The 19,938-nt window shown below is 47.8% G+C and carries 14 protein-coding genes; 1 reads left to right on the top strand and 13 read right to left on the bottom strand.

From position 1 onward, the window contains the following. Positions 1 to 124: 124 nt before the first annotated feature. Positions 125 to 556: an EamA family transporter gene (locus tag EZE20_RS14640; RefSeq protein WP_132118919.1), complete on the top strand. Its 432-nt coding sequence runs from the start codon at positions 125 to 127 to the stop codon at positions 554 to 556. A gap of 17 nt (positions 557 to 573) precedes the next feature. Here the strand turns inward: EZE20_RS14640 and EZE20_RS14645 are convergent, their stop codons facing one another. The 13 genes from EZE20_RS14645 to EZE20_RS14705 form a co-directional block, all read right to left on the bottom strand. Further along, positions 574 to 1,575 (bottom strand): FAD:protein FMN transferase, encoded by a 1,002-nt coding sequence (locus tag EZE20_RS14645; protein ID WP_132118921.1) that lies wholly within the window; start codon positions 1,573 to 1,575, stop codon positions 574 to 576. After that, complete coding sequence (gene nqrF, locus EZE20_RS14650) at positions 1,572 to 2,876, bottom strand: NADH:ubiquinone reductase (Na(+)-transporting) subunit F (protein ID WP_132118923.1); 1,305 nt, start codon at positions 2,874 to 2,876, stop codon at positions 1,572 to 1,574. Before nqrF ends, EZE20_RS14645 begins: the two co-directional genes overlap by 4 nt. Before the next feature lie 21 nt (positions 2,877 to 2,897). Further along, the gene (gene nqrE, locus EZE20_RS14655) at positions 2,898 to 3,512 is read right to left on the bottom strand and encodes an NADH:ubiquinone reductase (Na(+)-transporting) subunit E (protein ID WP_132118925.1); all 615 of its coding nucleotides are present in this window, start codon (positions 3,510 to 3,512) and stop codon (positions 2,898 to 2,900) included. A gap of 33 nt (positions 3,513 to 3,545) precedes the next feature. Continuing rightward, positions 3,546 to 4,229 (bottom strand): NADH:ubiquinone reductase (Na(+)-transporting) subunit D, encoded by a 684-nt coding sequence (locus EZE20_RS14660; protein ID WP_132118927.1) that lies wholly within the window; start codon positions 4,227 to 4,229, stop codon positions 3,546 to 3,548. Between the two features lie 90 nt (positions 4,230 to 4,319). Next, the gene (gene nqrC, locus EZE20_RS14665; protein ID WP_132118929.1) at positions 4,320 to 5,024 is read right to left on the bottom strand and encodes an NADH:ubiquinone reductase (Na(+)-transporting) subunit C; all 705 of its coding nucleotides are present in this window, start codon (positions 5,022 to 5,024) and stop codon (positions 4,320 to 4,322) included. Then, positions 5,017 to 6,174, bottom strand: a complete 1,158-nt coding sequence (locus EZE20_RS14670; protein WP_132119063.1) for an NADH:ubiquinone reductase (Na(+)-transporting) subunit B — start codon at positions 6,172 to 6,174, stop codon at positions 5,017 to 5,019. Before EZE20_RS14670 ends, nqrC begins: the two co-directional genes overlap by 8 nt. Before the next feature lie 84 nt (positions 6,175 to 6,258). Further along, positions 6,259 to 7,620 (bottom strand): Na(+)-translocating NADH-quinone reductase subunit A, encoded by a 1,362-nt coding sequence (locus tag EZE20_RS14675; protein ID WP_132118931.1) that lies wholly within the window; start codon positions 7,618 to 7,620, stop codon positions 6,259 to 6,261. A gap of 316 nt (positions 7,621 to 7,936) precedes the next feature. Further along, positions 7,937 to 8,248 carry a DUF5916 domain-containing protein gene (locus EZE20_RS14680; RefSeq protein ID WP_228713771.1) on the bottom strand — a complete coding sequence of 104 codons (312 nt, stop codon included), beginning with the start codon at positions 8,246 to 8,248 and terminating at the stop codon, positions 7,937 to 7,939. 580 nt (positions 8,249 to 8,828) lie between these two features. Next, positions 8,829 to 10,412, bottom strand: coding sequence for a sulfatase family protein (locus tag EZE20_RS14685; RefSeq protein WP_132118935.1), 1,584 nt, complete (start codon positions 10,410 to 10,412; stop codon positions 8,829 to 8,831). A 54-nt stretch (positions 10,413 to 10,466) separates the two neighbouring features. Then, a complete protein-coding gene (locus EZE20_RS14690) occupies positions 10,467 to 12,170 on the bottom strand; it encodes a hypothetical protein (protein ID WP_132118937.1) in 1,704 nt (567 codons plus the stop codon). A gap of 16 nt (positions 12,171 to 12,186) precedes the next feature. Further along, the gene (locus EZE20_RS14695; protein ID WP_132118939.1) at positions 12,187 to 14,574 is read right to left on the bottom strand and encodes a GH92 family glycosyl hydrolase; all 2,388 of its coding nucleotides are present in this window, start codon (positions 14,572 to 14,574) and stop codon (positions 12,187 to 12,189) included. An 83-nt stretch (positions 14,575 to 14,657) separates the two neighbouring features. Beyond that, a complete protein-coding gene (locus EZE20_RS14700; protein WP_132118941.1) occupies positions 14,658 to 16,517 on the bottom strand; it encodes a RagB/SusD family nutrient uptake outer membrane protein in 1,860 nt (619 codons plus the stop codon). A 22-nt stretch (positions 16,518 to 16,539) separates the two neighbouring features. Continuing rightward, positions 16,540 to 19,872, bottom strand: coding sequence for a TonB-dependent receptor (locus EZE20_RS14705; RefSeq protein WP_228713767.1), 3,333 nt, complete (start codon positions 19,870 to 19,872; stop codon positions 16,540 to 16,542). Between the last annotated feature and the right edge of the window lie 66 nt (positions 19,873 to 19,938).

Consider the following 19,938-nt stretch of genomic DNA (forward strand, 5'->3'; position numbering starts at 1 on the left):
GGTCTGACCAATTTATCGCTTTTTAGTTTAAGTCATATCCTTTTTAGCTGGTATGGTAGTTTTAGAGAAATACAAAAAAGTAGCAGACTGCCTGCTTCATTTCTCACTAAAATTCCCAAATTTCATGTGGATTGTTTTTGCTCTATTGGCTGCTTTGTGTGCAGGCGCGTCGGTCGTTTTGTCCAAAGCAGGCCTAAAAAATCTGGATTCGACCGTTGCCTTTGCCATTCAGTCCGTTATGATCGTTCTGATTACGTGGACAGCCGTAGTTACGCAAAAAGCTCCTCTATCTTTACAGGAAATCGACCGGCGAACGTGGCTGTTTCTGCTTGGTGCCGGCGTGGCAACGACGCTTTCTTCGTTACTAACTTTTCGGGCTTTAAAATTGGGAGAGGCTTCTCTTGTTACTTCGGTCGAACGGGTTTCTTTGGTATTCGCCGTATTTTTTTCAGTTGTATTCTTGAAAGAGCGACTTAGCTGGCAACTCGTTGCAGGAGCTGTTCTTATGATTGGTGGTGCCTTGCTCATTGGTTTTTCGCAACAGTCTTCGGATTAAAAAAGATAGCCTGGTTTTCACTTTACTTCCTCAGCACCAAAGCCTTCTGACTGATATATACGGAAAGTCCCGTCTTTTTCGGTCAGAATTCCGTACAGTTCCAGTCCGTTTTGTTTGGCCAAAGGAATCGCTTTTTCCAGTCCCATCACCAAAAAAGCCGTGGCGTAGGCGTCGGCGGTCATGCAGTCGTTGGCTATTACCGAAATACTGAGTAGTGAATGCGTAATTGGGAAACCCGTGTGCGGATCAATTGCGTGGCTGTACTTGTGGCCGTCGCGCTCCACAAATTTCCGGTAACTGCCCGATGTCGCAAGCGCCCGACCGTTCAATGCTACCACTCCTTGTAATGAGCGGTTTTGTTCGTTAGACTCAATAGGTTTGTCAATCCCGACGCGCCACACTTCACCCCGTTCGTTTTTGCCTTCGGCCCGCACTTCACCACCAACTTCTACCAGGTAATTCTGAACACCTTTGGCTTTGAGAAAATCAGCGAGCACATCTACGGTATAGCCCTGAGCTATGGCATTAAAATCAACCTGCATTTCGGGAGACTCCTTCACTAGTTTACCTTCCGTCAGAGTCATTTTTTTATACCCTATTTGCTGTTGAAGCTGCATGACCTGTTGAGAATCAGGTTCAGGAAGGCCTTTTTTAAAACTAAAACCCCAGGCTTTTACCAACGGCCCTACGGTACAATCAAAATATCCGTCTGTTTGCTCAGATACTTCGGTTGCTTTGCTGAATACCTGAGTAAAATGCGCATCGGCACGGGCTGCCGGGCGGTTGGCATTGAAAGAAGAAATTACGGAGGTGCTGTCCCACAGGGACATGCTGCGATCCATGACGTGAAAAATACTATCGACGGCTGTCGAAAAATCCCGTGATTCGGCATCGTCATACACGATTCGGAAAGTTGTACCCTGTGCATTGCCTTCCAACTGCGTGTAGCCTTGCCGAGGTGCCTGACAACCAATACCCGAAAAAAATACCAGAAAAATTAGCCCCGAAAATCTGCTCATCCACCAAAGTCATCAAAGGCTACATTTTCGGAAGGAATGCCCCAGTCATCGGCCATTTTGAGGACCGACTGATTCATCATGGGCGGTCCGCAAAAGTATACTTCCAGGTCTTCGGGGGCCGGATGTTTTTCCAGGTACTCTTTAATAACCACCTGATGCACAAAGCCTTTGAAGCCATCCCCTTCGGGATCGTCGATGTCTTTTTTGAGCGTCCAGTTGTCTTCGGGCAGTGGGTTATCAAGCGCCACTACAAACTTAAAGTTGGGAAATTTCTTTTCTATTTCCCGGAATTCGTCAATATAAAACAGCTCCTTTTTGGTTCGTCCGCCATAGAAAAACGTAACTTTCCGGTCGGTTTTTAGGGTGTGAAACAAGTGGAAAAGGTGCGAACGCATGGGAGCCATTCCGGCGCCACCTCCTACATAGAGCATTTCACGATCAGTTTCTTTGATAAAAAATTCTCCATAAGGCCCCGAAATCGTGACTTTATCGCCCTTTTTTAGATTAAAAATATACGAAGAGGCAATACCCGGATTGACATCCATCCATCCGTTGCGATCTCTATCAAAAGGGGGTGTCGCAATGCGGACCGTTAGCTTCACGATATTCCCTTCGGCCGGGTGATTGGCCATGGAGTATGCCCGAAATATGGGTTCTTCATTAACCATTTTGAGTGGCCAAAGTCCAAACTTATCCCAATCTTCCTGAAACTTATCGGGCCGGTCGTGGTAGAGCGGGTGGGCCGTGATGTCCATATTTTTATAGTCAACCACGGTTTCCGGAATATCAATTTGAATATATCCACCGGCGTGAAAATCGAGGGTTTCGCCCTCGGGCAATTTTACTTCAAATTCTTTGATAAATGTGGCTACATTATAATTGGACATGACGGTACATTCCAGTTTTTTAATCCCAAAAACTTCATCCGGAATCGTAATTTTCATATCCTCTTTTACCTTAACCTGACACGCCAACCGCAGATTATCCTTGACCTGCCGACGGTTGAGGTGGTTGGTTTCGGTAGGCAGCACCTGCCCGCCACCTTCGTGCACGCGGCAGGTACACATGGCGCAGGTACCACCACCGCCGCAGGCTGAAGCCAGAAACAAGTCGCGGGAAGCAAGCGTTGACAGCAGCGAAGAGCCCGGCTTCACGATCAGCGGCTCGTCCTGATTTCCGTTGATTATGATGGATACATCTTTTTGTGGAATGAGCAAATCCTTGGCTTTCAGAATAAGGAAAGCCAGGAACAGAACGATCAGGATAAAAACTACAACACTGGATGTCAGAACGGGTAGCATAAGCAAATTAGATTTGTAGGGTCACAGTTTGATGCCGGAAAAACTCAGGAAAGCCATGCCCATCAGGGCCGTGATAATCATGGCGATGCCGAGGCCTTGCAAAGGAGCCGGGATATTGGAATAGCGCAGCCGCTCCCGAATGGCAGCAAGCAATACAATGGCCAGAAAAAAGCCAATACCCGCACCAAATGAAAATACGGCCGTTTCGGCAAAGTTATATTCCCGCTCCTGCATGAAAAGGGAAGTACCTAATATGGCGCAGTTTACGGTAATCAGCGGCAGAAAAATACCCAAAGCCGCATAAAGTGCAGGCAACGATTTTTCAACGATCATTTCAACGAGCTGCACGGCTCCGGCAATCGTAGAAATGAAAAGTATAAAGGCAAGGAAAGTGAGATCCACCGTGGCGAGTGACGGATGTATCCAGGCCAATGCTCCGTCTTTCAGCATGTAGGTCAGGATAAAATAGTTGAGCGGCGTGGTAAGAACCATCACAAAAATAACCGCCAATCCCAACCCAAAAGCCGTATTGATTTTTTTGGAAACAGCCAGGTAGGAACACATGCCGAGGAAAAACGCAAAGACTACGTTTTCGACAAAAATAGATTTTATGAAAAGATTGAGCAGATCTTGCATGAGCAGGTAGGTTTCAGTGCGTCAAAAGATTTTTCAGGAAACATTCACCAGTTTTTTATTACGGCTACGCTGCCACCAAATGTAAATACCAATTACAAACAAAGCCGCAGGAGGCAGAACCATCAGGCCGTTGTTCACGTAGCCCATGTCGTAGGCAGCTTGCGGAACAATCTGATAGCCAAGAATAGCTCCTGCTCCAAAAAACTCACGAAAAATGGCCACAACGATAAGTATCAGGCCATATCCAACGCCATTGCCGATGCCATCCAGAAAAGCCGGCCAGGGTTTTTGGGAAAGCGCAAAGGCTTCCAAACGCCCCATTACAATGCAATTGGTGATAATTAGCCCCACGAAGACCGATAGTTTTTTACTCACGTCAAACATGAACGCTTTGAGAAACTGATCCACGAGCGTTACCAGCAACGCAACCACAATCAGCTGCACAATGATGCGGATGCGGTTCGGGATTGTGTGACGAAGCAGGGAAATAATCAGGTTTGAAAAAGCGATTACAAAAATCACCCCCAACGACATAATCAGTGCGGGCATAACCTGCACCGTAACGGCAAGGGCCGAGCATATCCCGAGTACCTGTACCGTAATCGGATTGGTGTCGTCGAGCGGGTCACGCAGGGTTTGTATATTTTTTTTAGAAAAAATCGCTTCTCTTTTTTTCTCTTTTACAAGGTCAGCGGCGGGGGTGTCTTCTGTACTCATCACTCGTTGCTGTTTTGGGTAATAAAAAAAATTAACCGTACTAAACTCGTTTGTTATCGAAAGAACTTCCTGAGTTTCTCCCGTAAATCGTTATTCTTTCTTTAATTTTTCAAAGTAAGGAATGTAGGGTGCCAGGCAGTTTTTCAGCATTTCGTCCGTTCCGTTGGAGGTAATCGTTCCGCCCGAAATAGCGTCCACGCGGTGCTCAGCGCCGTAGGAAGTTTTCTCCGTACTTTTGACCACATTTACGGATATAAATTTTCCATCCGACATAATTTTCTTTCCCTGAAACTGATTCTGAAAAGGTTCTTCGGAAATTTCCGCACCCAGGCCGGGGGTTTCGCCTTTATGGTCGAAGTTGGCCCCATACACGGTATTGAAGTCATCTTCCAGCGACACAAAGCCCCAAATCGGCCCCCAAAGCCCAACACCCCTCACGGGAATGATGTAGTATTTTTTATCGCCCTTTGCCGTAAAAATGTACAGCGGCAGGTTGCGTTCAGCCGGAGCTTTGGTAATTTCATTTTTCAGCGCAATGGACTCAGCGTTCATTCCTGCCATATCTTCACCAGACCCATTGAGTACCTTTTCTTCAATGGACCCGTCGTAGGTTTCCTCAATTTCGACCGGATCGTCCAGGTCAAGTCGCACCGCTCTGAGAATATTGGACTTGGTATCAAGCGCCACATTGGCTTCCTGCGCCGGCCTTAAACCTTCGGCAGTTACGGCCAGAATCACGGCTGTCAGAATGGACAGCACGGCGGCGTAAATAAGGGTATATTGATTGCTATGCACGTTTTATCCGTTTTTTAATGTGTTGTTCAATAACCAAATGATCGATGAGCGGAGCAAATACATTCATTAGCAAAATGCTGAGCATAACCGCCTCCGGATAAGCCGGATTGAAAATTCTCAGTATGACCGTAAACACTCCAATCAGAATTCCGTAGATCCACTTGCCGGTTTCGGTATGCGCCGCACTGACAGGGTCGGTGGCCATGTACACAGCGCCAAAAGCAAAACTTCCCACTAATAAATGATAGTAAGCCGGTGTATGCATCGCGTGCGTCGGGATGTCGGCGGGAGCAAGTACATTCATAAGTAATCCCATGCCAACGACTCCGAGGCAGGAAGAAACGATGATTTTCCAACTTCCTACTCCCGAAAGTATCAGGATCAGCGCCCCGATAAGGCATGCAAAAACGCTTGTTTCGCCAATTGACCCCTGTTCAAAACCCCAGAACATGTCGGACACAGAGGACATTTGAGTATAATCGACATCAAAAGCGACCAGGTTTGTGGCACCCGAGTAGGCATCTACGAGCGCATGCCCCGGCTCAGGCGAAAGGTCGGTCCAGATATCGCCGGACATATAAGCCGGAAATGCGAAAAAGAGAAAGGCGCGGGCCAAAAGCGCCGGGTTCATGAAGTTCATGCCCGTGCCGCCAAATATTTCTTTCCCCAAAACCGTACAGAAAATAGCCGAAAGAGCCACCATCCAAAGCGGAATCGTGACGGGCAGCGTCAGCGGAATCAGCATTCCCGTGACGAGATAGCCTTCACTAACCTGATGCCCGCGCAAAATGGCGAAAATAAACTCTACGCCAAGGCCCACTGCGTAGGAAACAATGACGATTGGCATTACTTTCTGAAAACCAAAAAGGAAGTTTTCCATCAAGGTTGTTTGCATACCGTAGGCGAGGTAATGCTGATAACCAACGTTCCACATGCCGAAAAGCAGCGTGGGTATAAGTGCCACGATCACCAGAAACATGGTCCGTTTGAGATCCATGGCATCCCGGATATGGACGCCCTGCTCGGTGGTGTGGCCCGGTACAAAAAGGAAAGTTTCGAGGGCATCAAACGCCGGATGGAATTTTTCGAGCTTTCCGCCTTTCTTAAAATGAGGCTTTACAGAATCAATTACGCGCTGAATGGGTTTCACAGACTCTCTACAATTGGGTTCAGGAATAGGACAATAGGTACCGTCACGAAGCAACGGCAGGGTTTGGTGCAACGATGCCGGAGGTTACCCCTCACGCCGCACATAATCAAGCCCTTCGGAAATAATCCGCTGGACCTCGATTTTGGACGTACAGGCAAACTCACACAGGGCAAAATCTTCTTCTGCAATTTCATAAATCCCCAACTGCTCCATTCGCTCAATATCCTGCGCCAGAATAGCTTTGAGCAGCACAACCGGCAAAATGTTCATGGGCAATAGTTTATCGTATTGACCAGTCATAACAAACGCCCGCTCTTCGCCGTGCATATTGGTATCGAGGGCGTAGGATTTTTTTGGAAACAACCATGAAAAATAAGCTTTGGACAAACTGAGTTTTTCTAAACCCGGCGTAAGCCATCCTAAAAACTCCGGTTCGTCGCCCTCGGGAATAACCGTGATCTGATTCGTATAATGTGAGACAAAATCATCTGCCCCGGACGTAAGGCCAGTCAGGACGTTGCCCTGAATGATGCGCGCTTTGTCCGGTTTTATTTTCTGCGTAAGAATTGACGACAGGGTTTGGCCGGCAATTACCTTATAGTACTGCGGTGCCTCCACAAGACTGCCCGTGAGCGCCACAATGCGCTCGGCCCGGTAACGGCCTTCGCGAAATAGCCTGCCGATAATCTGCACATCCTGTGGATGCACATACCATACAACATCCCCTTTGCGGATGGGGTCAATATGGTGAATCTGCACGCCAACGTTGCCTGCCGGATGCGGCCCACGCACTACATGAATATGGTCAGAAGATACATTTTTGAATAAAGCCTCTTCGGATTTTGCCCGTGCCTCATCGGGTACGCTTACATGAAGATTTCCATTGGCAAGCTGTTTGAGTGCAGCAAGTCCCGTTTGAAAATTTTCGGGGTCAGAATCAATGATAAATCCTAAATCGGGAGCTAAGGGTGCCGTGTCAAAACACGAGACAAAAATCGCCTTGGGCGTATCTTTGGGATTGGCAATCAGAGAGAACGGCCTCTGTCGGATGTAGCCCCAGCAACCACTTTCCAGCAGCTGCGCAATGAGTTGCTCCCGGGATAGTGAAAGAGGATCCTGAATTTCCCGTTGCAGGTAGGATTGTTCGGTGCGGTCGGGAATAATTTTCACTTCCATAATCCGTCTTTTGGCACCGCGAACCACTTCTGCCACCTCTCCGCTAACAGGCGAAACGAACATAATCTCGGGGTTATCCTTATCAAAAAAAATCGGCTGCCCGGCTTGCAGTTCGTCTCCTGCCTCTACGAGGAGGCGGGGTGTAAGGTTCGGAAAATCGGGTGGTTTAACGGCGATTACTTCTGCCATTGCGACCTCCGTAACACGCTGCTCGGCCACACCGATCAACTTTATATTATACCCTTTTTTTAGTGTTATATGCTTACCCATAGTGATATTTAATCCCTTAAAAGTACAAAACAAAGGGTCTGTTTCAAATTTCCTACTCTTTCATTAAAAATATTTTTAATCTTTTTTCTAAAATCCCTCCTTTTGTACTGTTGCTTGCTTTTTCCTTAGAATCAGTAAGTTCTGAAAACCTTACGAAAAATAAAAATCAGACTGAATTATTTTTATTAAATGTTTTATTTTAATAGTACTATTTTAATATTTTTTTGTTGACTAATCGAATAAATAAGTTTTTTACACACAAGAAAAACGGAGTTATCCCGCCTATTGAGACAAGTCCGTTTCACGTAAATTTTTTTTAAACGGCCCTTCCTTTTTCTCCTCGGCGAGCCAGATATTTAAGTTTCAGATAGTCCGGAAAATAGAGGGATTTCAGCGACAGATTATTGTTCTGATCAGACTGTAAGATCAGTTTCAGGTTTTGGAAACAACTCGTAGAAACAATGTCAGAATCATGGAATGTAGCGTTTTTCCATGCTACAATCAGAAAAATTCCCAGTGCAAACTGCCAGGTGTAGACCATATCAGCGTTGAAGTAGTTGACGTTGCGATTCAGGTTGTCTGCATTGCCTTTGCCATCTGAGAGTACGCCATTTTCATGTAGTTCAATTAATTGCTATTGTGTACTACCCCTGGCGTGGTGGTGTCCCCGGAAGGTCAAACCTATTTTATTGGTGAAATTGTATTTTAAGAAGAGGATATAATCCATTGTTTTTACATTTCCAGGCGCAAAAAGTGGCCTTTTACCAGGTCCCATTGCCGTATAGCCGACCCAACCCTTCCCACAGCTGATTGCTGATGGCAGGGCGTGCGGAAAACTTCTCGGAAAACCTAAATTGCTGACTTACAAAAAGATCCGGGCGATTTAGATCATAGAAATCTACAAACAATCGCTCATAGGCCGCAGAGTAGCAAGGAGGAAGAAATAAATTAATTGAAGAGTCGGTACGTGGGTGTTTATAGTACTATTGTTACTCTAATATTGATGAGTGAATTAAAATGTAAATAATTTTGAATGTCAGGGTGAGCGAACAGGGCCGCCTGACAAATTCCTCAAACTCTAACCTTTCTTTACAGGATTATTCACCGATCAATAACTCTATTGCCTCAGCTTTTTCAGGAGCTCCTCTATCATCCCTGCATTCCCTATTCCTTCCCAGATATTCTTTTTCTCAAAAGATACTAAACCGCTAAGGCTGAGATTTAATCTGGGTTTTACTTTCCTGAATCGTTTTCAGCAATGCGGTTAATTCCTGCACTTTTTCAGGATGCATGGCAAACAAATCGCGGGTTTCGGCGGGATCATTGGCGAGATTGAACAGCTGTGCCGTAGGGCCACCGGCTACGGGTTTTATTTTTTGGGGCTCCGTAAACCCACCCGAGCCCAACCCGGCAATTAACTTCCACGGACCTTTACGAATCGCAAAATAGCCGTTGGAAGCGCTGTGAACAATCGCCGGCTGCTGAGGAACGGTCTGCGATTTTCCTAACAAAACCGGAAGAATGCTGTAACTGTCTTCCACCATTGTAGCAGGAAAGGCCTGATTTACAACCTCCGCACAGGTAGCGAGTAAATTGGTGAGAGTTGTTGACGCTTCGCTTACCGAACCGGGCTTTACTTTGCCCGGCCACCGCACAATAAATGGCACCCGATGCCCGCCTTCGTAGGCATCGCCTTTCATGCCCCGGAGATTTCCAGCGGCAGCATGTCCAAACTGTTGCGTAAACGCAGGACGCCAGAAAGGCCCGTTGTCGCTGGTGAAAAACACGAGTGTATTTTCGGCCAATCCCAGGCTATCCAGCGTATGCAGCACCCGACCGACCTGAGCATCTACCATTTGCACAAAATCGCCATACTCGCCTGCGGCTGACTTTCCCCGGTAGTTTTCGGTGGGCATCCAGGGTGTATGCGGTGCAGCCAGGGCGAGGTACAAAAAGAAGGGTTTTTGGGATGATTGGCGGCGCAAAAAATCAGTTGCTTTTTGGATAAATGTGGGTAAAACCTGAAAAAAATCAAACGAAGGCGCCATGTTTCCTTCCCTCCAAAAAGGACCCGTATAGCCGGACGAAAGGCTGTTTCCGGGCGTGTAGGCCGTCGGTTTTTCGGTCAGTCGGTCGTTTTCGAGGTAGCAATACGGGGGCATGTCGAGCGAGGCGGGCAGAAAAAACGTGTAGTCGAAACCCAGCGTGGTGGGGCCGTTGGTTGGGGCTTTGTAAAAATCGATATGCTCAGGATTCATTTCGTTTGTAATGCCATAGAGCGGCTCTTTTTCCAGATTTTTTTGTTCGGGTACAGAAACCCAATCGACTCCCAAATGCCATTTCCCCACCATACCGGTCTGGTAACCCGCCTTTTTTAGCATCGCCGGAACCGTCAGGCGGTCCTGCTCAATCAAACTGCGGCTATACCCGCGCAAGACCCCTACGGGCAGGCGACTGCGCCAGGGGTAGCGCCCCGTCATGAGGCCGTATCGGGTAGGCGTACATACCGACGAGGGCGAGTGCGCATCCGTAAACCGCATACCTTGCGCAGCCAGACGGTCAAGGTTTGGCGTCTTTATTTTACCCTGAGGGTTATACACCGACAAATCTCCATAGCCGAGGTCATCCGCCAGAATATACACGATATTGGGTTTGGAGGCCACAGGACTTTGCTTCATGGAGAAAAAAAGCAGCGCAGAGGCGCACAAACCTGTGGCCAGTAACGCAACAGATATTTGCGCTCTGTTTTTCAGTCGGAAGGCTGATACTAATACGTCTATGACTTTATTCATCAGGAATTTTAACGAAGATTCAAACATGAAATTAATACTCCGGATTGCGCTTTTTCAGGAAATTCTGAGTGTATGAATAAAAGGTGTAAAACCTGTCAGATATACCGTGGGGGCATTCATCGCAGGCAGCGCTCCGCGTAGCTGAACGGCTTTGTGCGCAGCGCGGCCTGGCCCAAACGTCAGCGTGTGCGAGCCTACGGTGCAGGTTCCGGTGCTATTGTCAGGAAGCAGAAAGACTTCTTTCCCGGTTCCAAGTGATTGTACACCCTTAAAGGTGCCTTCCCTGAAAATGAGTTCCAGCGCCACGGGCACGCCGTCGGTTCCTTCCAGCTTCAGGTCGATTTCCAGGCCATTGCCTCTTTCCCGAATGACAATAGTGGTGGTCATGACCTGCACCTCGCTTTGCTTACGTCCGCTGCGGGGCATTTTTTCCCAGTCGCCATCGTCCCTGATTTTTTCTTTGGATAACGGCTGATAATACGGACCTTCCAGGCGGCGGGTCATGAGCCAATCGGTGCCCTGTTGCGTAATGGTTTCGGTTTCAAATTGACCTTTTCCAAAAAAAGAAGCCGCTACCCGCATTCCCTGCAAAATGGCATTTCCTTTATGAAAAGTTAGCCAAACGGGATTATTTGAAATCAAGGTAGCATCCCACTCGTTTCGCCGGATGCGTACAAGACCCGAGCGGGGAAAGGTTCGTACGTAGTTGACGGGTAGTTTTTTGGCAGCAGGCAATTCACGCCACAAGGTTTGATCTTCCAGAAAATACGAAAGATGTCCCGCTACTTTGTCAAGTACAGTTTGTTCAATTTCGCGGCACATAGCGGCAAATGTACCGTCCGAATCTCGCAGGGCCATGTAGCGGTAAGCGTAGTAATAGCCGTCCATGTTGCCCACAGCAGCCTTGTCCTGCCGACCGGATGCCTCCGTTACGACTTCACCATTTGGGTGTATGTAGTAAAGCGTCATAGCCAGATTTTTACGCACATACTCGTACAACTCCGGTTTGTTGAGCGTGCGGGCAATCGTAATCAGCACCCGGTTGGTGAGGGGCGAATAAATGTAGGTACTGCGCTCGTTGTATTGACCGTCTTCGTCCATATCAATGTGTTCGGCCAGCCATTGTTCAGCGCGTTGGGCATAGCGCACATCGGGCCAAAGCTGATATAACGCCCCAAGCGCCGCCGAAACTACCCACCGATGATTGGGTGTATGAATGCCACCCACAATCAGTGATTCTCCCGCCCGCTTCAAAAAGGTTTGCAGCAGCCCAAGCGTTGGTTCAAAAAAAACGGCATCTGCCTGCCGGAGCAAGGTATGCAGGGGAGCCGTCCATTTGACAATAAAACCGGTATCAGGTGTTGAATGAAAATTGGTCGACAGTAAATCGAGGGTTCCGTCTGCATGCTGAATTTTCAGGAGGTACGTCAGTGCCTGTTCGGTTTCAGTTTTTATTTGTTTTGATTTATAAAACTCACTTTCCTCGCTTACCAGCGCACAAATAGCCGTTCGGATAAAACCTACCGTAGAATGAGGGTTTGGAATATCGGTCCCATCTAAAAAACCGCCAAACGCAGGCGATTTTTCATCGGCAACCCGGTAGGCCTGTAAGGCTTTCAGCCGCTGATCGTTTACCTGAATCAGCTTTTGCAGCCACTCGGGTTTGGGGGAAATCGCGTGTTGTAAGGCTACGGCTCCTACTGCCGGACAGGCACAAAGAGCAGCAGTACTGAGTTTGACAAAAGTTCGGCGGTTCATGTGGCGTGCAGGTTGGTTAAGGTGTCATCGAAGGGGGCGCGTCTGCCGGGCTGCTGCCCCAGGTTTTGTTGGGAGCTGCCCCCATGTCGAAAGTCAGGGTGCCGCCTTTGGCGACCACTTCGTGCAGCATCCAAGGCCGGGTAAGCGGCTGTCCGTTGAGGCGGGCGCTTTGGATATAAAAATCTTTCTCGTGATTCTTTTTTGGCGCCTCTATAACAAATGTTTTTCCAGGATAGTAAGCAGGATTCAGGTGAATCGTGACGCGGTTGAACAGCGGGCTGCTCAACTCATAGTAAGGCTGCGCGGAGGTGCCGCCATTGGTTGAAAACAAACCTATTTTAATCAAAACGGCCAACGAACCCATCAATCCCTGATCTTCGTCGCCGCTGTATCCCATTTGTGGCGAGATACCGCTGTATACTTTTTCAATCACCTGCCGGGTCCAGTATTGAGTAAGCCAGGGCGCTCCCGAAAAGTTAAACAAAAAGGCCGTCTGCATGCAGGGCTGATTGCCGTAGTTGATATACACCCGCCTGAATTCTTCGAGGGTTTCCTGATCGTGCGACTTCCCCGACACAAAATCATGCTTTTCTGCCAGTTCAAACGAGTGGTTTAGTTTTTCTGTAAAAGCCTCCCGACTGCCCACGAGCCCCACCAAACCTTTGACATCATGCGGAACAAACCACGTATACTGTGCCCCGTTACCTTCTACCCATCCATTATCATACCGCAAAATATCCACAGGTTCACGCCATTTTCCGGTAGAATCCTTGACCCACATCCAGCCAATATCTTTGTTCCATATATTGGTATAATTATGGGCCCGTTTAGTAAAAAGCGCCTGATCTTCGGTTTTGCCAAGGGTTTTGGCCAGTTGCGCCAGCGAAAAATCCTGATAGGCATATTCGAGCGTTTGGGCGGCGCCATCCTGATGACCGCCGTATTTTTTGGCCGCCAACGGGTGCGGTACGTAGCCTTTTTCGATGTACTGCTCAATGCCGCCGCCCTTTGCTGTGTAGTGTTCATAACCCGCTTTGGCCATCATTCCGCCCGGAAAATGGTTCTTTCGCAAACCTTCATAGGCCAGATTTATATCAAATCCCCGTATCCCTTTGAGGTACGCACTAACAATAAATGGGGTTGACGATGCGCCCGTCATGACGTAGGTATAGTTGCCGCCCGACGGTCCGCGCGGAATCAGCCCGCCGTCTTTGTACATGAGCAGCATGGAGTTGACAAAAGCCTCCGTTACTTCGGGATAGACCAGGTGCCAAAGCGTGTTGAGCGACCACTGAGCTCCCCAAAATGAATCCGAATTGTGGTGATTGAAGCGCGGCTTGCCCTGTTCGTCCAGTGGAATTTGCCCGATGCGACGCTCAGCGCCAGTCATGTCGCAGTATTTGCCATCCACGTCGTTCAGGATGCGGCGGCCTTGCAGTGCGTGCCAGAGGTCGGTATAAAAGCGGCGGCGCTCGGTTAGCGTTCCGCCTTCAATTTCGATTCGGCTGAGCCAGCGGTTCCAGTCGGCTTTGGATTCGCGGACAATTTTATTAAAATCCCAATGCGGAAGTTCGGTCGTCAGATTAAGCCGCGCCTGTTCCATACTAACATACGACAATGCTACTTTCATCTGCCGGATTTCGCCTTTTTTGGTTGAAAAAGAAACGTAGCCGCCCACTTTTTCGCCCTTAATTTCGGACCCGGCATTTTCCAGAAGTTTTCCGTTTTTCCAGCCGCTAAACTCCTGAAAAGAAGCGTCGAAGGTCGCTACAAAATGTACGGTGAAGGGTTTCGGACGTCTCGATGTGGGCGCCATGACGGCGTAGCCTTCCAGCTCACGGTCGTTGACCTGACGGATAAACCCGCTTTGCTGTTCAGAATTGCCCAGAACCGTGGCGAGGTCAAACAGAATATGGCTTTTGTCGGATTTTGGAAAAGTATAGCGATGAAATCCTACGCGGGTGGTTGAGGTCAGTTCGGCCTGAATGTTGTAATCGTCAAGATAAATTTTGTGGTAACCAGCCTGCGCTACTTCCCCTTTGTGCGAAAAATTGGAGCCGTACACATTCGGCCCGAGGTGGCCTTTAAAATCTCCGGTTGTAGGAAAAACCGGCACGCCGGAGATTTGCCAGGCGTGCACATGACTGAAACTCCTGATTTTGGTTTCGTTGTAGCGGTAGCCCGAGTTCCAGGCACCATCCAGCACCATATCGGGACTCAGATTGACCATCCCGAACGGACGCGAGGCAGAACTAAAAAAGAACCAGCGCGAATTGGCCGAATCGACCAGGGGCTCTACCAGATCGGCAGGGGTTTCCTGTTTGGCGGGAGGAGTTTCGGGCTGAACTGCCGACAACAAAAGACAGCCCATCCAGGCAAATAACCAGGCCTTTTTAGAAAACATGGGATAAACGTTAGGGTCAGAAAAATGAAAAAAGATCTTCTTACCAAAGAGAAGAAGATCTTTTTTTACTACTAAAAATACCACTAATATCCTTCGTTTTGGGTCATTGAAGGAAAGGACAAATCTATTTCGCCCTGCGGTATTGGTCTTAGTGTGTGTATATCTTTAATCTGTTGCCCGGCCGACCACGGATTATATTTTTTAATGCGTTCTACCAATTTCCCGGTTCTTTTAAGATCAAACCATCGGCAGTATTCTCCCATGAGTTCGCGGGCGCGCTCGTCCAGAATCATGTCAATGGAAAGAGTTCCGGCAGTGGCTCGATACGACGCGGTTTCGAGCGATTTCTGGTCTTCAGGAGCGGCTGCCCGCAGCGGCTCTGTTCCCTGATTTGCACCAAGCGCACGATCCAATACTTTGTTGTAGTATACCTCAGCGCCGCCCAATTTACCTCCTTTGGCACCTTTCATAATTGCCTCAGCTGCAATGAGATAAGCCTCAGCCGCTCTGAAAAGCGATTCGTTAAAAGTACCAAAAGCGTCGCCATAGGGAATATTTGGCTGCCAAAATTTCCACATCAACGGTTGTGACGCTTGAAATCCGGTATTGACAATTGGATATCCTCCACCAAACTCATAGGTATTGACAACCGCATACTTTTTGGTACCGCCTAAATCCACGCCCCGCTCCGCTAGTGTCGTGGCGGGTTGGTTCCACGGACGACAGTAAAGCACCGTATCACCCGCGGCAATACTGATGGTTAGGCCGGGATTTGTCAGCGGCAGAGGTCTGAAATTTGAAACCGCCTGCAGGGCGTAGCCTACTTCCACAAAATTGTGATCATATCGCAAATCCTTCGTTGGATCAAACAACCGATAGGCCGCTGCTGTAGGCGTATGAATGCCGAGGCATCGATTATAGTCAGACGTACGACCCTTGTTGCCAGGCAAGCCTTCACCACTTGCACCAAACTTTGAGTGAAGGTCGTTTCCTCCGGCGGCATCCTGCGTATAGGCCGGGTCGGTTTTGTTGGTCAGAACATCGGAGCCATATTGCACAGAAAAAACGATTTCCGGATTTTTATCATTTTGAGCCCCGGTATACTGCTTCAAAGGGTTTTTGGTACGTTTTGGAAACAGGTCACCATAATTTGCCGCCAGTGGGTATGTGTCAATAATTTTATCGGCATACTGTAAAGCCATGTCAAAATCAGCCGGAGAACCTCCCAAAGCATTTTTAAAATTCCAGCCACGAGTCAAATATACCCTTGCCAGCAAAAACTGTGCGGCTCCTTTGGTCGCACGCCCGTAATTGGTAGCCGTAACGGGCAGCTTAGCTTCACATTCGGTCAGGTCAGAAATAATTTGTTTGTAGACCTCCGCCGAAGGTACCCGTGGAAAATCTTTGCCAGGCGTAGTTACTTCGCTGAGCGGCATCGGGATATCTCCCCAGTGCTGTACCGCATAAAACAGGCAAAGCGCACGAAGGAATTTGGCTTCCGAAACTCGCGTGTCTTTTAGCGCCTGGGTCATCGTGGTGATGTCCTCAGCTCTTGATACAACCGTATTGGTTCGGGCAATTTCTGCATAGAGCTGTTGCCAGAGAGTTTGTAGCTCAGGAATTGTAGCGTTAAACCGGGCATCGTACACATCGTAGGCACTTGGTTGCAGGACCTTCCCGGTCGCGTCGGGATTCCAGCCATTTTGAGCAGCAAAAATATCGGTTCCATTCAAAACAAGAACACGGTTCTGATGGATATTCCGAAGCAATGGATAGCATGATCGCACAAGATCTTCAAACCCTGCTTCGGTTTTGTAGTAGGTATCAGTTGTAAGCGTTGTGACGGGTTTTTCTACCAGAAAATCATCTTTACAACTCGTTTGGAAGCAAAGAAAAATGGCCGCCACCCACGGACTATATTGTGTAAAAAGGTTCTTTTTCATAATTTTTAAATCGTTACGTTTTTCAGAAACTAATATTGACACCCAACGTGCAAGTAATCGACGGCACGTCGTCCTGATATACATTGGAATTAAACTCCGGATCGAACCCGATGTATTTGGTCATGATCACTGGATTCATCACCTGTGCATAGACCCGGGCGCTCGAAAGTTTCCATTTATCCATTATTCCACGAGGAAGCGTATAGCCAAGGGTAACATCTGAAAGTCGTAAAAAAGTAGCATCCTGATAATTGATTGCGTTGCGATAAGGATTGGCAGCCGCTACCCCAAAATAAGTATTGGAGGGGTTGTCGCTGCGCCAGTAGTCCAGATCAGCCAGCTTGTTGTAGCGCGTCGAACCGATTTCTCCGAAAGTTCCTGAGAGTGTACCGTTGTAGTACTGCGTGCCATTTCGATAATAGAAAAGAAAAGAAAGATCGAAATTTTTGTATTTGAGGCGATTGGTTAAACCGACCAGAAAATTAGGTAGCTGCGAGCCCAGCACCACGCGGTCGTCGATAGCATCAGTAGACGAGATAATGCCGTCGTTGTTTTGATCCACCACTTTCACTGAACCCGGCACCTGCTTATATTTAGTAGCAAGTTCTTTTTCAGACGTCTGCCAGATTCCGTCAAATTCATAGTCGAAATTGGAGCGAATCGGATATCCCACAAAAAGTTTATTTCCTTTATCGACCGTTTGTCCATCACCATACAATTCAAGCAGTTGGTTACGATTTCGGGTAAAAGTCAGAGCAGTATTCCATGTAAAGTCCGGTGTTGAAACATTCACAGTATTCAGGGTTAGCTCAACTCCCTTATTTTCAATCTGTCCTACGTTAGAAATTACCTGAGAGAAACCCGAAGCCGTTGGAAGTTTCTGATTTAGAATCAAATCCACTGTTTTACGGTTATAAATTTCGAGAGAAGCCGAAATTCTGTTTTGTAAAAAACCCGCATCCAAACCAAAGTTCAGCTCTTTGCTTCGCTCCCAGCGCAAATCTTTGTTTGCCAGATTAGCTGGCGCAAAGCCAAAGGCAGCAGTTCCGTCAAAATCATAACCCGTGTTGAGCAAGCCCGCCTGCGTACTGTACGGATTGACGGTAGCATTACCCACCTGACCATAGCTGACGCGTAGTTTCAGATTGGAAAATAGATTCAGGTCATTGATAAACGGCTCTTCGATCAGGCGCCATGCAAAGGCTATCGAAGGGAAAAATGCCCATTTGTTGCCTTCCGAAAGCTGTGAGGCACCATCCGACCGACCGGTAAGTGTGAGCAGGTATTTATTGCGGTAAGAATAGTTGAGCCGTCCCATAAAGGATAAAATGGAGCGCTCCACCAACGAGCTTTGTACATTGTTGATTGTCCCGGTTTTCAGTGCGTACCAGTCAGAATCGTAGGGCAGATCTGTAACCGCAATTTGATAGGCTTCATTGCGCTGATAAAATGCGCTTTGCAAGCCTGTGAAATTAAATTTGTGGTCGCCCACTCCTACTTCATAATTCAGGATATTGTCCAGCGTATAACTTCCCAAAATCTGATTGTCGTACTGAGCGCGCGGTTTTCTGCCAATCTGCGACTTGGTCCAGGCACCTCTAAAATCACCAATTCGGTCGGTATTGTAAATGGCCGAAATAGAAGAACGAATGCTGAGTCCTTTTACCGGAATATACTCCACGTAGGCATTGCTCATGACAGTGGAGGACGTAGTTTGTAACTTGGAATACTCCGGTTTGATGTCCGAAATCGGGTTGGGTACCTGCTTGTCGTTGATGCCCATCCAGAAAGCGTATCCGTCAATATTCAGGTCTGAATTTTCGGAAGGATTAGCCAGATCGTCGTAATAGACCGTGCCCGTGGGCCGAGCCCGGTAGGCATTTCTCAACGATTCGCGCGAGCCCAGGTTTTGGTTGGAGTACGTCAGATAAGCCGTAAAACCTACTTTAAAATGCTCCCCAAGTTTACTGTCCAGGCCAGCATTGAGATTATAGCGCTTGAAATTTGTATACTTCACATTGCCGTCTTCGTTCAAAAATCCGCCCGAAAACCGGTAGGTTGTTTTGTCATTTCCCCCCGTAACACTGATATTCTGACTTGTTTGCACACCGGGATCTGTGATTAGATCGGTCCAGTCTGCCGTGCGGCCTGCTTCAATGTTGGCTAGCTCGGCAGCCGTGAAAGTGGCGCCCGTTGCGCCTTCCAGGATCCGGTCGGTGTAGGTTGCTTTGTAAAACTCCTGACTGTTCATCATGCGGGGAATATGGGCCGGCATTTTTACGCCAACGTAGCTATCATAGCTCACGCGGGGCTTGCCCGAAAGTCCTTTTTTAGTGGTAATAATAATCACCCCATTGGCCCCTCTTGATCCATAAATTGCCGTGGATGAAGCATCTTTCAGAATATCCATCGACTGAATATCATTAGGATTGAGGTTATTGATATTTCCACCCATTAGCCCATCAATCACCACCAAAGGTTCGGTAGAATTATTGATCGTGTTTTCACCCCGAATCGTGATGCTGTAACCCGTACCAGGACGATTGTTCTGTCGGGTAACAGTTGCGCCGGCTACCTGTCCCTGAATCGCCTTGGAGGCCATCACCGGATTGGCCCGTACAATATCCCGTGTCTGAATTGACCCTACGGCGCCCGTCAGGTCAGTTTTTTCCACAGTTCCGTATCCAATTACCACCACTTCATTGAGTGCGTTTTCGTCAGGTTGCATGGTTATAGTAAGCTGACTTTGCACACCAACCATAATCTCCTGCCTGACGTAGCCCACAAAACTAACTACCAAAATGGATTCATCATTTGGCAAATCAAGTTCAAACTGACCGTTTCCGTCAGTGCTTGTGCCGCGGGTTGTATTCTTGATCACAATGCTTACACCCGGTAGCGGGGCGCTTTTTTCGTCTACAATAGTACCTTTTACCAGCCTTTTGGGAGCGACCACGTCAATGGGCACACCCCGCAAAAAGCCTACGTTCGCCGGGCTTCTTTTGAGCAAGATTCGCTTGTTCACTACTTCGTATGATACCTGAACAGGATCAAGAATTGTATTCAGGATAGCAGACAGGGGCGTGTCTCTAACGTTTAAGTTTACGGGCTGCCCCTGTGAAAAAATCTGAGGATTGTACATGAACTTCACGTCAGTTGCCTTTTCGATTTTTTCCAGTACCTGCACAATCTCCATGCGGGTCAGCTGTAAAGTCAGGCGTTGGTCAAGTACTTTTTGAGCATTAACCCGGTGTGCCTGAGCCATAGAGACAAAGGAGATGGCAAGAATCGCTTGATACAGACTTATACGCATAATTTTCTGTAAAGCTTTTTGATTGTGTAATCGTTTTCGCATAGTTTTACATTTTGTCAGTTGAAAAATTCGGCAAAAAAAACTCCTGTTTCCGCATAGCGGAATAGC

Source organism: Arundinibacter roseus, from assembly GCF_004348825.1.
Taxonomy (GTDB): domain Bacteria; phylum Bacteroidota; class Bacteroidia; order Cytophagales; family Spirosomataceae; genus Arundinibacter; species Arundinibacter roseus.